Origin of the sequence: Psychrobacter sp. Marseille-P5312 (assembly GCF_900291405.1) — a bacterium.
GTDB classification, from domain to species: domain Bacteria; phylum Pseudomonadota; class Gammaproteobacteria; order Pseudomonadales; family Moraxellaceae; genus Psychrobacter; species Psychrobacter celer.
The window spans coordinates 2,001,449-2,018,282 of record NZ_OLML01000001.1; the positions used below are offsets into that span (position 1 = coordinate 2,001,449).

At 46.6% G+C, this 16,834-nt stretch carries 12 protein-coding genes, 2 tRNA genes and 3 pseudogenes; 13 read left to right on the plus strand and 4 right to left on the minus strand.

Annotated elements, in window-relative coordinates; translation table 11 throughout:
• Nucleotides 1–18 precede the first annotated feature (18 nt).
• Nucleotides 19–1,965 carry a sensor histidine kinase gene (locus tag C6W44_RS08670; RefSeq protein WP_105245026.1) on the plus strand — a complete coding sequence of 649 codons (1,947 nt, stop codon included), beginning with the start codon at nucleotides 19–21 and terminating at the stop codon, nucleotides 1,963–1,965.
• A gap of 126 nt (nucleotides 1,966–2,091) precedes the next feature.
• Here the strand turns inward: C6W44_RS08670 and C6W44_RS08675 are convergent, their stop codons facing one another.
• Nucleotides 2,092–3,258 (minus strand): D-alanyl-D-alanine carboxypeptidase family protein, encoded by a 1,167-nt coding sequence (locus C6W44_RS08675; protein ID WP_105245027.1) that lies wholly within the window; start codon nucleotides 3,256–3,258, stop codon nucleotides 2,092–2,094.
• A 588-nt stretch (nucleotides 3,259–3,846) separates the two neighbouring features.
• Here C6W44_RS08675 and C6W44_RS08680 point away from each other — a divergent pair.
• Nucleotides 3,847–4,943 (plus strand): annotated as a pseudogene (locus tag C6W44_RS08680) (RNA-guided endonuclease InsQ/TnpB family protein).
• A 129-nt stretch (nucleotides 4,944–5,072) separates the two neighbouring features.
• Here C6W44_RS08680 and C6W44_RS08685 read toward each other — a convergent pair.
• Complete coding sequence (locus tag C6W44_RS08685) at nucleotides 5,073–5,507, minus strand: MCR_0457 family protein (RefSeq protein ID WP_075101516.1); 435 nt, start codon at nucleotides 5,505–5,507, stop codon at nucleotides 5,073–5,075.
• Between the two features lie 757 nt (nucleotides 5,508–6,264).
• On the opposite strand from C6W44_RS08685, the gene surE reads away from it, so the two are divergent.
• The 10 genes and pseudogenes from surE to modB all read left to right on the plus strand — a co-directional run bounded on the left by surE (nucleotide 6,265) and on the right by modB (nucleotide 14,581).
• The gene (gene surE, locus C6W44_RS08690; protein ID WP_105245029.1) at nucleotides 6,265–7,161 is read left to right on the plus strand and encodes a 5'/3'-nucleotidase SurE; all 897 of its coding nucleotides are present in this window, start codon (nucleotides 6,265–6,267) and stop codon (nucleotides 7,159–7,161) included.
• Nucleotides 7,162–7,324: 163 nt separating this feature from the next.
• Entirely contained in the window at nucleotides 7,325–8,125 is an 801-nt protein-coding gene (locus C6W44_RS08695) for a M23 family metallopeptidase (protein WP_105245030.1), read from the plus strand.
• A gap of 204 nt (nucleotides 8,126–8,329) precedes the next feature.
• Nucleotides 8,330–9,634 carry a lytic murein transglycosylase gene (locus C6W44_RS08700; protein ID WP_105245031.1) on the plus strand — a complete coding sequence of 435 codons (1,305 nt, stop codon included), beginning with the start codon at nucleotides 8,330–8,332 and terminating at the stop codon, nucleotides 9,632–9,634.
• Between the two features lie 250 nt (nucleotides 9,635–9,884).
• A complete protein-coding gene (gene glp, locus C6W44_RS08705) occupies nucleotides 9,885–11,189 on the plus strand; it encodes a gephyrin-like molybdotransferase Glp (protein WP_105245032.1) in 1,305 nt (434 codons plus the stop codon).
• 67 nt (nucleotides 11,190–11,256) lie between these two features.
• Nucleotides 11,257–11,385 (plus strand): annotated as a pseudogene (locus C6W44_RS13730) (GTP 3',8-cyclase MoaA); the annotation flags it as partial.
• Nucleotides 11,386–11,437: 52 nt separating this feature from the next.
• Nucleotides 11,438–11,977, plus strand: coding sequence for a molybdenum cofactor biosynthesis protein B (moaB, locus tag C6W44_RS08710; protein ID WP_105245033.1), 540 nt, complete (start codon nucleotides 11,438–11,440; stop codon nucleotides 11,975–11,977).
• Nucleotides 11,970–12,746: a molybdenum cofactor guanylyltransferase gene (locus tag C6W44_RS08715; RefSeq protein ID WP_105245034.1), complete on the plus strand. Its 777-nt coding sequence runs from the start codon at nucleotides 11,970–11,972 to the stop codon at nucleotides 12,744–12,746. Before moaB ends, C6W44_RS08715 begins: the two co-directional genes overlap by 8 nt.
• 145 nt (nucleotides 12,747–12,891) lie before the next feature.
• Nucleotides 12,892–13,014 (plus strand): annotated as a pseudogene (locus C6W44_RS08720) (molybdenum cofactor biosynthesis protein MoaE); the annotation flags it as partial.
• On the plus strand, nucleotides 13,007–13,822 hold the full coding sequence (gene modA / locus C6W44_RS08725) for a molybdate ABC transporter substrate-binding protein (protein WP_105245036.1): 816 nt from the start codon (nucleotides 13,007–13,009) through the stop codon (nucleotides 13,820–13,822). The pseudogene C6W44_RS08720 and the gene modA, both read left to right, overlap by 8 nt.
• A 57-nt stretch (nucleotides 13,823–13,879) precedes the next feature.
• On the plus strand, nucleotides 13,880–14,581 hold the full coding sequence (gene modB, locus C6W44_RS08730) for a molybdate ABC transporter permease subunit (protein WP_105246594.1): 702 nt from the start codon (nucleotides 13,880–13,882) through the stop codon (nucleotides 14,579–14,581).
• Nucleotides 14,582–14,764: 183 nt separating this feature from the next.
• Here the strand turns inward: modB and C6W44_RS08735 are convergent.
• A tRNA-Asp gene (locus C6W44_RS08735) sits at nucleotides 14,765–14,841 on the minus strand.
• Between the two features lie 50 nt (nucleotides 14,842–14,891).
• A tRNA-Val gene (locus C6W44_RS08740) sits at nucleotides 14,892–14,967 on the minus strand.
• 211 nt (nucleotides 14,968–15,178) lie between these two features.
• Here C6W44_RS08740 and C6W44_RS08745 point away from each other — a divergent pair.
• Entirely contained in the window at nucleotides 15,179–16,834 is a 1,656-nt protein-coding gene (locus tag C6W44_RS08745) for a cardiolipin synthase (protein WP_227526397.1), read from the plus strand.

Consider the following 16,834-nt stretch of genomic DNA (forward strand, 5'->3'; position numbering starts at 1 on the left):
TTGGCTTCGTTGAGTGATATGAACAGCCCTCGATCTCGCACCATTCCTATGCTTATCTGGCGCTCTGTCGTACAGGTCATTACGCTGGCTGTGTTGGCAGGATTTATATTGTCTTTTGTCTATGGTCTGACTTATCATTACAAAGAAACGCATCGGCATATAGATCAGCTTGCCGCGGTATTGACCGCCAGCGCCTCGACAGCAGAAGGGGCAGATATCGTAGCGGAGCAAGTTGCCTTTTTATTAGAAAATGAGCCAAGTATTCAGAGTATTTTATTTTACTCAACCCCTCAGCCTATCAGTGATACCAGTCAATCTAGAGGCGACTGGAAAAACGCCCTGTTTGCCGATACGGTCAGCTTTAATTACCCAGTCGTCAGTAATGACTTGCAACCAGATAGTCTCAAGATTGCCGCTACGCTCTCTGATGCTGATGGTTTACCGCGCCAGTCATCAGACCTAGCGGCGTCCTCAAGCACCACAAAAAATGCCAAGAGTACGCTGGTCGGTTATATTAATATCACCTTAGATGTCAATAAACTGCGCGCAAGCTGGTTTCAAAGCAATGCTTTATTGTGGCTGGTTACGATTTTGCTGGTTGTGATCTGGGCGCTGTATATCTTACGCAAGCTCAACTGGCCGGTTAGGGATTTGGACGCACTCACTGAAGGATGCGACATCATCATTAGGACGCCTGAGCTTGAAAAACTGCCCGTTATTGCTCAGCATTTTAATTTTCAGGAGCTGGTGCAAATCAAGCAGGCTTTGATTGTACTGTTTAAACGCTTGCAAGACGTCAAACAAGACTATGAAGCGGTGGCGATCTTTGAGCAGCAGCTACACAGCAAAGATGTATCGCTCGATGTGCAGCTGCATAATTTTCAGAGCATGATAACCCACGAGCTAAAAACCTCATTAAATGCCATTGTCGGCGGCTTACAACTGCTAGATTATGAAACCTTGAGCCGAGAGCAAAAAGACGCGGTCGATATTATCAGTAGTGGCAGTGACAAGCTGGTGTCTTCGCTTGAGCATATCATTCAGTTGAATCAGATACAAAAAGGTCAGATGACCATTCATCTTAGTGAGTTCAACCCACTACAGCTGATCGCTGATCTGTTGGCAGAGTTTGAGCCTGTCGCTAAACGTAAGGGCTTAGAGCTGATTAGCCAAGTGCATCATATAGATTATGGCCTACAAGGTGATGTAAAAAAGATACAGCAAATACTCTCGATTTTGCTAAGTAATGCCATTAAGTTTACCTCAGCGGGGCAGGTTACCATTACCTCGCAGCTCACGCATTTTGATAAAAGTAATCGCTGGCAGATTAGCGTAAAAGACACGGGCATCGGCATCGATAATAATCACATCGACGATATTTTTAATCCGTTTTTTCAGGTGGATTCGTCACAAACGCGGCAATACGAAGGCTCAGGAATAGGCTTGCCCGTCGTCAAACAAATGGCCCAGCTGATGGGAGCGAGTATCGATGTCCATAGTGAGCTGGGCGTTGGTACAGAGTTTGTCTTGACCATTCCTCTGCCCAACCAGCAGCAAGTCCATCAGCAGCAAGTGCTGGCGGGGCTGAGTATTATTTACTATTATTATCACGAAGTGGGGTTTTTGGTGGAAGAGCTTGAGCGGTTAGGCGCGCAGGTGATCTGCCATCAGCATGAGCAGCTGGCGCTAGATGAGATATGCCACAAAAAAATCGACATAGTGATGTTTGCAGAAGACGTGTATCCTGCGAGGGCAGAGGCATTGGCCACTCGTATTCGTCAGATAGAAAACGCTGATATCACCCATCGGGCGCTATTGATATACTGGTATCCAAAACACCACGTGCGCAGCTTAGAGAGCTTTGAGCATGGGCTAAAAGCCGCTGGTGTCGACTATTGCCACATGGTGATATATAGTGATAAAGGGTTGAGCGATTTGATAAAACGCTGGCTCGTTTGGACATGATATGGTGGGATTAACTACAGACATGGCGAGATGAGTGTGATGCTACAAGCCTTGATTTTATGCAAACAAAAAAAGACGCTCCGATAGATGAGCGTCTTTTTTTTGTATATAAGTTATGCCAAATGCTTAAAAAAAGCTTTGTACCCAGCGAACCACATGCTGCCACGTGCGGCTCAAAAATCCTGATTGTTCGATATCACTGGTGGCAATAATAGGCACAGATGCCACTGCCTTGCCGTCGATGACCGCCATCATTTTACCGATGTTTTGTCCTTTTTTGATGGGGGCTTCTAAGCTTTCGGGGATGTCGACCACGGTGGTTATTTTGTTTTTTTGCGTCTTACTGGTCAGTATTTGCAGGTTATCGCCTGTGACCAGCTCAATTTCGTCGGTCTCGCCAAACCAGACAGGTACTTTACTGACAAACTGCCCAGCAGGTGCTTTGGTGACGGTGGTGAAGTGACCAAAACCCCAGTTAAGCAGCGCGCGCGACTGGTCGGCACGGGCTTGCGGGCTTTCGGTGCCCATGATCACAGAAATCAGACGCATGCCATCACGTTTGCTCGAGGCGGCCAAGCAGTAGCCTGCAGCATCTGTATGCCCGGTTTTTAGACCGTCGACCGTGGGGTCAGTCGCTAGTAGGGCGTTGCGGTTGCCTTGTGTGATGCCATTGTAGGTAAACTCTTTTTCGGCATACAAGCCATAGTAGTCGCCGCTGTTTTTGATGATAGCGCGCGATAGCTTGGCCAAGTCCAGCGCTGAAGCTCTATGGCCTTCGTCAGGCATACCTGTCGAGTTGACAAAATGGGTGTTTTCCATGCCCAGCTTTTCTGCTTGCTCATTCATCAAGATGGCAAACGAAGCTTCGCTACCAGCGATATGCTCTGCCATAGCTTTTGAAGCATCATTACCAGATTGAATGATGATGCCGCGCAGCATGTCGAGGACACTGGCGGTTTTATTGACAGGGACGTACATACAAGACTGACTGCTACTGCCGCGGCACCACGCATTTGGGCTCATCAGTACTTGATCGTCTTCTTTTAGGTCACCTGAGGCGAGGCGCTGCTCGATGATGTAGCTGGTCATCATTTTTGTCAAAGATGCTGGCGGTAGCGCTTCATTGGCGTTTTTTTGTGCCAAGATTTCACCAGTGTTGTAGTCCATTAATACATAGGCGGTATTGTCCATCTCGGGTGGCTGAATGGCGGCATTTGCCATCATCGCACTCATAGAAACACTTACACCAACGAGCAGCTGTACCAGCTGATTTTTTACACGCTTTACTGTCATATATCGTTACACCGCATCATAAAACCAAATGTATCTGCCGCTTGCGACTCGCCCCAAACCTCGGTCATTTTTTTCGTATGTCTTAAATATTATATTCAAAAACAAGGGATTAATGATGGCAGTGACGATGGTGCGACAGACATAAAATTAACGCCTTATCTTAGCAAAATGATAACCGATGGGGAATCGATAACTGCAAAAAATAAGGCACCACCAAAAATAAAAAGCCCTGCTTGTATCTATGTTCGCTTATTGCGTTTATCACGTAACTCAGGCTATCTTCACCTATCTATAAGGTATCTTAGAAAACAAACCCAGCGCGATATTCGGTTGCAAAAAAGCCTGCTGCATGGCCCATCTTCTGGCAATACAGCAAGCTTTTATGTCATCTATCACTCGTCAGAAAAATATTAAAGACATTAAAAATCTTGACGCTTTGTCTCGCTCTGGACGCCCGCTTGTGTCGTTTTTTATCATCTAACGCCGTAAAACCACATCCTTCTAGGGCGTGGATATCAGGCGTCAGCCGTTGTCACCTAAGATTTAGATTGCCTTGATAACCAAACCCATTGAGATCATAATGATTCCATGAAAACGCTCAAGCTACGCATCAAAGACAAACACGCCACTCAGCTCAATATCTTGGCTGGGTCGGTTAATTTTGTCTGGAATTACGTCAATGAGCTAAGTTTTAAACATCTTAAGTGTACAGGAAAATTCTTTTCAGCCTATGATTTGGCCGCTTATACCAAAGGCAGTGGCGAGTATTTAAACTTGCACAGCCAAACCCTACAAGCCATCTCTGAAACCCATGCCAAGGCTCGTAAACAGTTTAAAAAAGCCAAACTCAACTGGCGTACCAACAACCCAAAGGCCAAGAGAAGAAGTTTGGGCTGGATTCCTTTTAAAAAGACAGCCGTAAAACACCTTTCAACCCGTCAATCAGGCAATAAAAGCCTTAAATCTACTATTCAGCTAAGCCTCGCTAAGGGTGAAAAACTGACCATTGATCTGTGGGATAGCTATAACCTCTCGCTCTACCGCATCAATACTTGTGAGTTGGTGCAAGACGCACGGGGTCACTGGTACGCCTGTATCACCGTTAAAGATTTTCCAAAGATTAAATGTGGCACTGGCCAAGTCGGTATTGATTTAGGCTGCAAGGATTCAGCAGTCAGTAGTGAGGGTGATCAGCTACAAATCAAAGTCACCCATCAATATGCTGAAAAACTGGCAATTGCTGGGCGTGCTAAAAACAAAAAGCGGGTCAAAGCCATTCACGCCAAGATCAAAAATACCCGCCAAGACTTGATCCATAAATTCACATCAAAGCTTGTTAAAGCCAACAACTTAATCGTTGTTGGTAAGATTAAATCAACATCATTCACTTCATCCAAACTGGCCAAATCCGTCTATGATGCTGGTTGGTTTGAGATTAAGCGGCAACTGGATTATAAATGCGCGAACGCAGGTTGCCACTATATCGAAGTCAATGAAGCGTACACCACCCAAACCTGCTCGTGTTGCGGCTCCCGCCAAGACAGTCCGAAAGGTAGAGAAGGGCTTGGTATAAGAGAGTGGTTTTGTCGTTCTTGTAAAACGACCCATAACAGAGATGTTAATGGAGCAAAAAACATTCTCGCGGTCGGGCTTGGCCGTCTTTAGTAGGAATCCCCTCCGTTTAGGGAGGGGAGGAAGTCAATGTCGTTGATGATCAATGTTATTTTGGCGTCAAAAGCACAGTGGCACGTTTTTGTTTATTTTTTTAAATCGTCTGTCTTATCATGCTTATCGTAAGTGGTGATGAGAGGGTACTAGTATTCAGCATTGGCCAAATCTTCGCACAGCGCTCGGTTGTCTTGCTTAGAAAACCCCATCGTCCAGCTACGGATGCCTTGGAGAATTTGGCGATAGTCTTGCTGCGTTGATAGGTATTGAATCGCCGCTTTGGGGTCTTCTAGTGACGGCATCAGCTCGTGCAACTGCACGTTATAAGACTTATAAAAACGCTGTTTTTGCTTACCGTTTAGCATCGGCGGACAAATCTCTGAAAGCACTTGCATCACAGCGATTTCATGCTTGGTGATGTTGATGCCAGACATGTCTAAAGGAATGGTCGTTGCAGCATTGTTTGCCGCATAGGAGGCTTGAGACAGCATGGCAACAGACGTTATCAGTCCTGCAAGACCTACCTTGGATGCGGTCTTCGCTAGCACAGAAGCTATAGATAATATCGATTGATTTTTCATTCTGTATTACACTCGCTTATCTTTATTTGATGGTCATATGTTAATGGGTAAAAAAACAAAAGTCACATAAAATATTGATTTATGTGTAGATATATTGTGAGCCAAAGCCATCTTGCAGCAACATATCAGTAGCATCGTCAGCTAAGTTACGTCCGCCTAAAAGTATAAGTTTGTATTGTAGTGCGTTGTTGCCTATTGTAACCTAATGGCAAGTTTTTGCTTATCATTTAATCTGTACTGTCGGTATGACGCTCTGCCATAAATAGTTCAGGATAATTCTGCTAAAGCTGTAAAGTCTTGAATACTGTAGGCTGTGAGCCTTCATATTTGTATCTATTGCATCTATGGTTTGGTCTGCTATGTGTGCGTCAGTGTATGATTGGGGTATAATCGCCATTTATTTTTGCCCTTTTGCTTTTTTGCGCTTTTACTTACGATACCAGCAGGGCGCGCTGATGATCTTTACCATGGGTAGTGAGTTAGCACAATTTATAAGTATAAGGAAGAAGGTATCCTTGGGCGATAAATTTTACCAATCAACCGTTTGCGCTGTCGCTCTTTACTCTGTAGGCTAAGGCACCCCGCCGTAGGGGTCGGGGCCAAACTGAGCAAATAAGCAGATTTGCCAAGGGAAACCACGTGTTTATCATCTTCATGATGGCCTATCATCTAGGCAATGCTGCGCCGAGTATAGCAATATTATGACAAAAAGGCTGAAAAGCAGACAAACGGTTAAAGACAAAAACAACGAGCAAATATGAGATTTTTACTTAGCAATGATGATGGCGTACACGCGCCAGGACTATTGGCATTGGCTCAGGCACTATCGACCATCGGTGAGGTCGTCGTCGTCGCCCCAAGCGAAGAGCAAAGTGGCTGCGCAAGCTCGCTTAGTGTCTCAAAGCCGCTGTATGCTCATCAGTTGCCGTCAGGTTTTGTTGCTGTCAATGGCTCTCCTGCCGACTGTATTTATCTGGCATTGCACGAGCTGTACCGTGATACGGACTTTGATTGTATCGTCACCGGTATCAATTCAGGCGCCAATTTGGGACAAGATGTCTTGTTTTCTGGTACCTTTGGTGCAGCATTGACCGCTCAGATTTTTGGTATACCCGCGATTGCCACTTCTTTGGTAGGCGGCGGTGTCAAAGGAAAAAAGGCAGGCAAACGACGAGGGCAAGAGGATGCCTGTCACTATAAAGTGGCTGCTGAGGAGATTGCCAAGCTCATTCGTGAGACCGCCATTTTGTCGATGTGTAAAAGTTTGCCCTATCACGTATTAAACGTTAATATTCCTGATGTGCACAGTAGTGCTGAGATAAAAGGCCGAAAAATCACCACGCTTGGCCATGCTCAGATTGCGCGCCCCGTCCATCACATGGTGGATCCGCGCGGGCGAGATGCGTATTGGCTGTCGTTACGCAAACGCAAAAACGCCCACGCCGCATCAGTGCGAAATGATGAGGAGGGTGACGAAACGACCCGATTACCAGATCGTCAGGCGCTTAACCCCTTATACCAGCAAACCTATGAGGTGGCAGGTGTGATGACCGACGATAAAGCTGTGGCCGAAAACTATGTCAGCCTATCGCCTGTGCGATTGCACCATGCGCCAAAAGCAGCGTTAGAGACGTTGTCGAGTTTGGCCTTATGAAGATAATTGAGGCGATAAAGGCAGGAGTAATAGCACAAATCATAGACAGCTGAGGTCTGTGGCCATATGATAGATAACCCAAAAAGCATAATACGTATGAGTGGCACACAAACCACTCAATGAGACAAAAACTGATGAGTGAGAGAAAGAATAGGAACCTTGTATGAAAAAGCTTAACACAGGATCGCACCTTGCAACGTCGGTGTTGATTGGTAGCATGGCCGCCGCTGCGCTAACGATGGTAGGCTGTGCCACCAAACCTACTTATCAGACAGCAAACCAAGCTGCGCCCAAGATCGTCACCAACGCACAAGGGGTTCCTAACTACCATTTGGTCCAGCGCGGTGATACCGTCAGCCAAATCGCCGCCCGTTATCGCCTAAATTATCGTCAAATTGGTGCAATCAATGGCTTAGATAGCAAATACACCATCTATAGTGGCCAATGGCTAAAGCTCTGGCAAGGACAGCCAAATGCTGCCAATAACAATCGCTATAACGCGCCTGCTCAGACACGGCCACAGCCTACTTACAACCCGCCTGTTACCAGCACACCTAATAACACCAGCCCTGTCTATGAAGTCACGGCAAACGCCACGTCAGGCTATGAGTACCCGAGCCGCAACCAAGTGACACGTAACTTTGATGCGGCGGCTGGCACGATGGGCATGTGGTTTGCTGGCAACATCGGCGACCCTGTACTGGCGAGCCAATCAGGGACAGTGCTATATGCAGGTAACGGTCTGCCTGAATATGGCAATCTGATCATGATTCGTCATAGTGACAACTATATCACCGCCTACGCTCACAATAGCCAGCTTTTGGTTAAAGAAGGGGACGCGGTGCAGCGAGGCCAACGTATTGCCAATATGGGGAGTAGTGGCCAAACCAATCAAGTGGGCCTGGAGTTTCAAGTACGCTTAAATGGCAACCCTATTGATCCACGGGCAGTATTGGGACGCTAGTCTTTGTCAGTGCCATGATTGATTGTGCAGCACGGCCTAGCATTGCTGCTCTACCGCTGCTGGTTTTTATTTGCTAAGTTATCCCAAGCCCTAAAAAGATGATAAACGACTGATGAGTGATATATAGTTACTCTATGCTCATTACTCTGATTTTTGGCAACGGTATGGCTTACCGATAGTACTTATTCACACCTGAGACTTCTTATGATTTTAAAAAAACACTATATTGCTCTTTTCCCAGCGCTAGTCATGGTGGGCTGTACCAGCCAGCAAGCGATGCAAAAACCTAGCAAACCTGTGCGTCAGGCTAACGTGCAGATTACTCAAACTCAGACCATTCAGGTCAAGCCGACCCCCAAGCCTGCTGTCAAACCCCAGCCAGTCGCAAAACCAAGCTATGGCAGTTTTTCTGACTGGAAGTCGGATTTTTCTATGCGCGCCATAGCGTCAGGTCATGATGCACAGACCATCCGCCGCCTGCTAGATTTGGCGTATCTCAATCAGCAAGTCATCTCTTTAGACTCAGGGCAGCCTGAGTTTTCTAAAATGCCGTGGGAGTATGTGGATTCGGCGGTATCAGACGGCAGAGTCAGCACAGGTAAGCGTAAGTTTGCAGAGCAGCGGGCGTTTTTGTCCCAGTTACAGTCGCAGTATGGCGTCAATGCCGAAATCATCGCGGCAATATGGGGGATGGAGTCTTCGTATGGCGCGGTGACGGGCAACAGTAGCATTCCAAGCTCGCTTGCCAGCCTTGCCTATGACGGTCGTCGCCAAGAGTTTGCCGAAACTCAGTTGTTGTCGCTTGCTTCGTTATTGCAGCGCGGTGATGTGTCATGGTCACAGCTTGATGGCTCTTGGGCGGGCGGCATGGGGCAAACCCAATTCATCCCTGATACTTGGCTCAAACAAGGGGTAGATGGCGATGGTGATGGTCACCGCAACCCTTGGGCAACGGGAGATGCATTGGCGTCTACTGCCAATTATCTGAGTAACTCAGGCTGGGTACGCGGCTTAGCGCCTTTTTATGAAGTGAGAATTCCTGCATCTTTTGATTATGCCGTTGTTGGCAGCAAACAGTCGGCGGCCAAATGGGCGGCGCTTGGTATCGATACCATCGATGATGTGTCTTTGGATGCCAATACCCAGATGGAGTTGTGGCTACCGGCTGGCAAAGATGGTCCTGCACTGCTGCTCAGTCCCAATTTTGATGTGATCAAAGTCTATAATAATTCATCAAGCTATGCCCTAGGGGTCAGCTTGTTGGGCAAAGCGCTGGCAGGGCAAGGCGGTCTATATAAATCATGGCCACGTTATGAGCGCCCATTATCGACTGTGCAAGTACGCAATCTCCAGCAGCGCCTGACCAGCATGGGTTACGATACCAAAGGTGCTGACGGTATCGTAGGCACCAATACGCGTAGGGCGTTTCAGCGTTGGCAAGCAGATAATGGCCAGACGCCAGATGGCTTTATTACTCAGCGCAGTGCTGCAAGCCTAGCCTCATGGTGAGCTAGGCTGTTAAACTGGCTGTGTCATCTGGTTGGCTACTAAGGTTAAGCTGTTAAAGAAGGTATTTTGCCCACGTTTTTGCTAGGCTCTACAGTAAGCCGTTAACAACTACAACAAAAAGCACCTTATTAGGTGCTTTTTTTGCGCTAATCTAGGATTGCTATATCAGCTATAGTCAATCTGATACGCGAGAAAAATAGCTGCTCATTGAGCGATTTAATAGCCGTCAAAAAAAGAAGAGTACCCTTTTATGATTACCATGGAAGCCTTGCAATTAGCGATAAAAGCGCGCGTAGAAGATTACAATAATAATGATTTTTCTCTAAGGCAAAGAGCTATTAGGACGTGCGCTTTGCAAGACAGCGGCAATCAGATACTGGCGCAAGATATCGCCTCGCCTTTTGATATACCTAGACAAAACCTATCGGCGATGGATGGTTATGCTATCGCGCAAGGCAGCGAACTATCGGCAGATAGCACTATCGAGATCATCGGCGAGTCACAAGCGGGCAGCGCTTATACAGATCGGCTTGTAGCAGGGCAGGGCGTACGGATTTTTACAGGGGCGGTGGTGCCTGATAGTTGCGACACCGTCATCATGCAAGAAAACACCAACTTTGCAAAAATAAAAGACACAATCGACAAATCAAAGCCTTATCGGGTAACACTGACCCAAGCGGCCAAAGTGGATAGCAATATTCGCCGGCAAGGCGAAGAGATAGAGGCAGGTGAAGCGGTATTGACAGTCGGTAAGCGCATAAACCCTGCTGATATTAGCCTACTTGCAAGCTTAGGTATCAGCCAAGTCAGCGTCTTTGCGCCGCTTATCGTCGGGCTACTGGCAACGGGCGATGAGCTGGTGGCTGTCGGTGATGAGCTGACAAGTCTAGCGCAAATATACAACTCCAACACCCCAACGTTAAAGACTTTGCTGGCTGGTTTGCCGATTACCATTCGCGACTACGGCATTATCCCTGATGATTTGGATAAGACCACGACTGCTATTAATGAGGCTATGCAAGACTGTGATGTGCTAATCTCGACCGCTGGCGTGTCGGTGGGTGATTATGATTTTTTGACTACCGTCATCGAGCAGCTCGGGCAAATTAACCATTACAAAGTGGCAATGAAGCCTGGTAAGCCTTTTGTGTTTGGGGAGCTTGCTAAAGATTTGGATAAACCAGTACTGTACTTTGGCTTACCTGGTAACCCTTTATCGACAGTCGTTGGTACGCTACAGTTTGTGCTACCGGCACTATGGCAATTATCAGGCGCGCGCGTATCTGAGCAGCCGATGCAAATACATATCAAGGCTAAACTAACAAACGACATCAAAAAATCAGTCGGTCGCAAAGATTTTCAGCGCGGCGTATTGACGCAAAACGCTGCAGGCGAGTATGAAGTGGAGTGTTTTGCCAGGCAGCAGTCGCATAGAATCAAACAGCTTAGCCTCTCCAACTGCTTTGTCGTGTTGGACAAAGACAGTGGTGATGTCGTAGCAGGTAGTAGAGTCACGGTGCAACCTTTTCCTTGGCTCCATCAGACGGATAGATGAGACGTATAAATCGCAATTGGCAGTAAATTATGAATGATGACAAGCTTAGCATCGGCCGTGCTCAACCGACTATATCAAAGACCGACCCATCACTTATCGCTTTATAGAGTTTATGCAGACAAGCGACAACAGCGATCTGTTTTTTGCCCAGCATGCGCATTCGGATAGTATTATCGATTATCGATTATCGGTGGGTAGGTCAGTTGTCACTTTTTTGATTATTTAAATCTGTATGTGAAGGAGTTTTTATGAGTAAGCCTGCCGCCCATCTTATACCGCTTAATATTGCTATTTTAACGGTTCCTGATAGTCGTACGCTGGCAGAAGATACTTCGGGTCAGTACTTAGCAGACAGCCTGACCGAGGCAGGTCATAACTTGGCTGATCGCAAGCTCATTAGCGATGATATTTATCAGATACGAGCAGTGATTAGCGGCTGGATTGCCGATCCAAACGTGCATGCGGTGATTACCACGGGCGGTACGGGGTTTTTTATCAGAGATAGCATGCCAGAGGCGGTGAAGGTCTTATTTGATAAATCGATCGATGGTTTTGGTGAGATGTTCCGCCTGATCTCAAAAGAGGAGATTGGCATGTCAACCGTGCAGTCGCGCGCCGTTGCAGGCATGGCAAATCATACCGGTATTTTTTGTTTGCCAGGCTCATCGGGCGCGTGCCGTACAGGGTGGGAGAGTATCTTGAAAGAGCAGCTCGATAGCTGTACGCGTCCGTGCAACTTTGTACCGCATTTTATGGCACAAAACCCGACTCATAATTCACATGACTGACGTTATAAAAGACTCGGCTCATTTGGCAGGTGTGGTCATTTTAGCAGGCGGCGCGTCCACACGGATGGGCGCGGCAAAAGCCCAGCTTAGATTGCCGACAGGTGAGCGTCTGCTGAATTATCACGTCAGACACACGCTGAATTTGGCTACGTTTGATACTGGCAATAATAAAGATATCCCTATTATGATTGCTGATAATGGTCGCGGGTTTGACGTTGATTCAGCTTTAAAGAATAGCAACCCGCAAGCCGCTATCATGCACATTGCTGATTATACTAGTGCTGATAGTCAAGATAAAAACCAAGATGAGAAGGTTAATAAAAGGATTGATGATAAGATCAAGACGGGCGGGGCATTGGTCGCTATTGAGTCGGCTTTGCAAACGGTAATAAAGTCTCAATCATTAAATGCGTTAACAGAAAACCAGTCATTATGGTTGTTGGTGATTAGCTGTGACAGCTTGATACCAGCCACCGACTTATGGCAAAAGCTGCAGCCGATAGCGACTCAAATAACCAAAAACCAAGCAGCTGATAAAAAGGTGATTTGTTTAGCTGATGACAGTCACTTATATCCGCTGTTAGGGCTTTATCCATTAAGCCTTGAGCCTGACTTAAAGGCCTATATCGATAATGGCGCGCGGCGAATTATGCCCTTTATCACACCTTATTTACAAGCGGTATCCTTTCCAAACAGTTGGCAGTATTTGACCAACTTTAATACGCCTACAGACTTTGAGCGCGCCTGCCACTCGCTAAGCACTCTATAGCGTGGTATTTATCACCCCAGTCGCAGGCGGCTAGGCAAGGGGGGGAGAGATAGTAAGTAGAAACCATGAGTAGAGATAACATATGATAGACAACGTCCACAGCCATTCTATGACCATCAAACGCAGCGTTGATGAGGTCTATGCCCATCGTTATCCCGCGTTTGATGCCTGCCGCTGGATACTCGATGTCATTAAGGCCGATATTCCTGTGTGGAAGCAAGGGTATTACGAGGGTGCGCCCTTTAAATGGCTGAGCAACAATGGTTAAAGTAGCCGTTTTATGTGGTGCGCTATTGGCCTTAAGTGCTTGTACGTCAAAGAGTGCTACCGATACCTCTACTGATAATGAATCTAAGCAATTGCAGACGCTACGTATTGCCGCCGCTGCCAATTTATCGGATGTACTGCCTAAGGTTATTGATGGCTATCAAACCGCTAATAAGATGTCCAAGGACAATATAGAAGTCACGTATGCCTCATCTGGCAAGTTGTATGCGCAAATAATAGCAGGCGCGCCTTATGATATGTTTTTATCAGCCAATCAAGAGTTCCCTGCTAAGCTTGCTGATAAGATTCCCAAAGATAGTACGACGCATCAACCTTTTACCTATACGCAAGGTCAGCTGGCGCTATATAGCGTCAACAAACCTTTGGATGAATTCAGTCCAAAAGTGCTGAGTGATATGTTGATAAGCGCCAGCAGTAGCAAGATTGCTATTGCCAGTCCTGAGCTTGCACCTTATGGCGTGTCGGCACAGTCTTACTTGCAGGCGCAAAAGTTATATGACCCTTTAGTGCAGCAAAAACGCATAATACAAGCAGAAAACATCGGGCAAGCCTTTCAATATGCGCATACAGGCAGTGTCGATTATGGCTTTGTCGCGCAATCACAAATTAGCGCTATCAATGCGAAACCTGAGCAATTTATTACCTTAGCGCCTGAGTCTTATCCGGCTATTTTGCAAGATGGTATTATCATTAGTGATAAACCTGCTAACATAGATTTTACGAACTATTTGCGTTCAGCCGAGGGGCAGCGATACTTCTTACAAGCAGGGTATTTAACCGTGCAATAGCAATCTCTTAGATACAATAAACCTTTGTGAATACAATGAGCCATGAGAAATGACATCATGATAGATTCATCGCTAATGTCAGACATGCTCGCGCCTTTCTTAGTCAGTCTTAAGCTCGCCACCGCCACCACTTTGTGTCTACTGTTTTTTGCCACTCCTGTGGCCTATTGGCTAGCCAAGCCCAGTCGTGGACGTATCATTGCACGGGTAAAGGTAGTGCTGATGGGTCTTATCGCTATGCCGCTGGTCTTACCGCCCACTGTGATTGGGTTTTACTTACTGCTTTTGCTCAGTCCTAGCGCTGGTATCGGTCACTATCTTCGTGAGCACAATATTAGTCCGCTTATTTTTACTTTTGAAGGTCTAGTGGTTGGGTCTATTATTTACTCACTGCCTTTTTATATACAGCCGGTTTATGCGCAGTTTTTGCGTATTCCGCAAAGTGTCACGGAAGTCGCGCATCTGTTAGAACCCAGTCGTCTGCGCCGCTTCGTCAAGGTAGCCTTACCGCAAGCGCGCGTGGGTATTATTTTGGGTGGTTTAATCAGCTTTGCTCATACCATTGGTGAATTTGGTGTGGTTTTAATGATAGGGGGGAGTATCTCAGGTGAGACCAAGGTAGTGTCGATTGCGATATATGAGCAAGTTGAAGCGCTCAACTATGAGGCAGCGCATATGATGTCTGGTATTTTGATTATCATGGGCGTAGTGATGGTGGCGTTGATTGCTAGTGTGAGTCGCATGAGTCAGCGTCCATAGTATTAAAATACCTGCACGCCCGTTGGATGATTATAACTATTGCGAATACAAAATAGATGCTTATCGAGAGGTAATTATATTAGAAGGAACATAGACAAAAAACGCAGACAAAAAAAACCTCAAACAATCTAATGTTTGAGGCGAAACTTGATTAAACTTAATTGTTTAAATTCGTTTTAAATATGGCGCAGCGGACGGGACTCGAACCCGCGACCCCCGGCGTGACAGGCCGGTATTCTAACCAACTGAACTACCGCTGCTTAGGTCGTCTTAGCATCTTGCCTTTATAAAAGGCCCACTTGCTAATAAGTGGTGGGTGATGACGGATTCGAACCGCCGACATTCTGCGTGTAAGGCAGACGCTCTACCAACTGAGCTAATCACCCGCTCTGTGGGTGTGTATTATATAGATTTAGATATGGCTGTCAAACGATATTTTGATTATTTTAGCAAATAATCGAAAATATATTTTTAAGCCGTTGATTTATTGTCATAAAATCTAAAAAAACAACAGTGTTTTCTGTAAAACACTTATGATAGTTATCTGTTGTTTGAAGATTAAAAGCTACTATACTACTGAATGTTTTATAAAGGTCATTGATTTTATCTGAATGGTTGGAGGCGAGCATAGATACTTTTGCTATTGAACAGTACTTTACGACTTGGTCTTGGGGCGATTTTGCCGGATTGGGTCTGGTATTGCATATTGTGCTGATGATAGTAATGACGCTGCGTATCGTATCTGTGCAGCGTAATATCGGCGTGTCTATCGCTTGGGTTGCGGTTCTTTATACGTTGCCGGTGTTTGGTTTTATCGCCTATATTTTGTTGGGTGAGCCGATGATTGGCCGCCGTTATCGTGAGCGGGTGGATCAAGCCAGTCTATTGATGAATGACATGGCACGGCGTGAGCATTTGGTGTTTGATCAAGGTCAAGAGCTGCTACCGCCCAACTATCGCGGCGTCAGTCAGATAGGAACGCGCTGGACAGGGTTTGGTGTGTTTCCAGGTCACAATATGCAGCTGTTGACAGAGCCGAGTGCGATCTTTAACAGCTTAATAGATGATATCAATGCCGCTCAGCGGACTGTTTTGATGGAGTTTTATATTGTCTATCCAAAAGGGCAGGTACTAGAGCTGATAGAGGCGCTGGCTGCGGCGGCGCGGCGCGGGGTAGAGTGTCATCTGTTGGCCGATAGTGTGGGCAGTTTTAGCTTTTTTAATAGTAGCGCGCATCGTACGCTTGAGCGGGCGGGGGTGTTTGTCCATCAGTCGCTTCCTGTGGGCTTATTTAAGACGCTCTTTAAGCGCTCTGATTTGCGCAATCATCGCAAGATTGTGGTGATTGATGAGTATATTGGCTATATCGGTAGCTTTAATCTGGTGGACCCAAGGTTTTTTAAACAAAACAAAAACGTCGGTCAATGGATTGATGTGGCGATTCGGGCGACCAGTCAGCAAGCGATTAGTATCGCGACGGCGATGGCAAAAGTGGTGGCGACTGATATCGGCGCCGAAAACAACGAAAACCTAGATGCGCTCAATCAGCGAGTCAATAACTATACGCGAAAGCTCTATGTGATGGATCCGACCATCAACGACTTAAACAGTCGCGTAAAAGTATTGAGCGATCACATTGATTATCACGAGCAGCCAGATATTGGCTCGACGTCGATTGTGATACCCAAAAAACCAATCGTAAAAGGCGTGTTGGCGCAGCTCATACCCTCAGCACCGCAAGTCACAGCGCATGTGATTTATAACACTTTGGTGACGGTCATTCATCGCGCCAATAAACGCATTCGCATTACCACGCCGTACTTTGTGCCTGATGAGGCGCTATCAGGAGCGCTGACCATCGCCGCAAAGCGCGGGGTCGAGGTGACGCTGATTGTACCGGAAAAGGTCGATTCGTTTTTGGTGCAGCACGCCTCACAAGCGTATTATCAAGAGCTGCTAGAGGCGGGGGTCAACATCGCTTTGTTTACAGGCGGGCTGTTGCATACCAAAACGGTGGTCGTCGATGATGACTATTGCCTCTTTGGGACGGTAAATATTGATATGCGCAGCTTTTATTTAAACATGGAGGTCAGCTTGGCGATTTATACGCCAGAGATGGTCGCACAGGTGGCAGACTGTCAAGAGGTGTATTTACAAAGCTGTCGCTATGTGAGTCTTGAGGCGTGGCAGCAGCGGCATGGTGCGGAGCGACTGTTTGATAACGTGGTGCGTCTGTTTAGTCCGTTATTGTAG

Coding starts and splice junctions, on each gene's coding strand:
- C6W44_RS08670 (WP_105245026.1), top strand. CDS start 19: ATGAACAGCCCTCGATCTCGCACCATTCCTATGCTTATCTGGCGCTCT.
- C6W44_RS08675 (WP_105245027.1), bottom strand. CDS start 3,258: ATGACAGTAAAGCGTGTAAAAAATCAGCTGGTACAGCTGCTCGTTGGT.
- C6W44_RS08685 (WP_075101516.1), bottom strand. CDS start 5,507: ATGAAAAATCAATCGATATTATCTATAGCTTCTGTGCTAGCGAAGACC.
- surE (WP_105245029.1), top strand. CDS start 6,265: ATGAGATTTTTACTTAGCAATGATGATGGCGTACACGCGCCAGGACTA.
- C6W44_RS08695 (WP_105245030.1), top strand. CDS start 7,325: ATGAAAAAGCTTAACACAGGATCGCACCTTGCAACGTCGGTGTTGATT.
- C6W44_RS08700 (WP_105245031.1), top strand. CDS start 8,330: ATGATTTTAAAAAAACACTATATTGCTCTTTTCCCAGCGCTAGTCATG.
- glp (WP_105245032.1), top strand. CDS start 9,885: ATGATTACCATGGAAGCCTTGCAATTAGCGATAAAAGCGCGCGTAGAA.
- moaB (WP_105245033.1), top strand. CDS start 11,438: ATGAGTAAGCCTGCCGCCCATCTTATACCGCTTAATATTGCTATTTTA.
- C6W44_RS08715 (WP_105245034.1), top strand. CDS start 11,970: ATGACTGACGTTATAAAAGACTCGGCTCATTTGGCAGGTGTGGTCATT.
- modA (WP_105245036.1), top strand. CDS start 13,007: ATGGTTAAAGTAGCCGTTTTATGTGGTGCGCTATTGGCCTTAAGTGCT.
- modB (WP_105246594.1), top strand. CDS start 13,880: ATGATAGATTCATCGCTAATGTCAGACATGCTCGCGCCTTTCTTAGTC.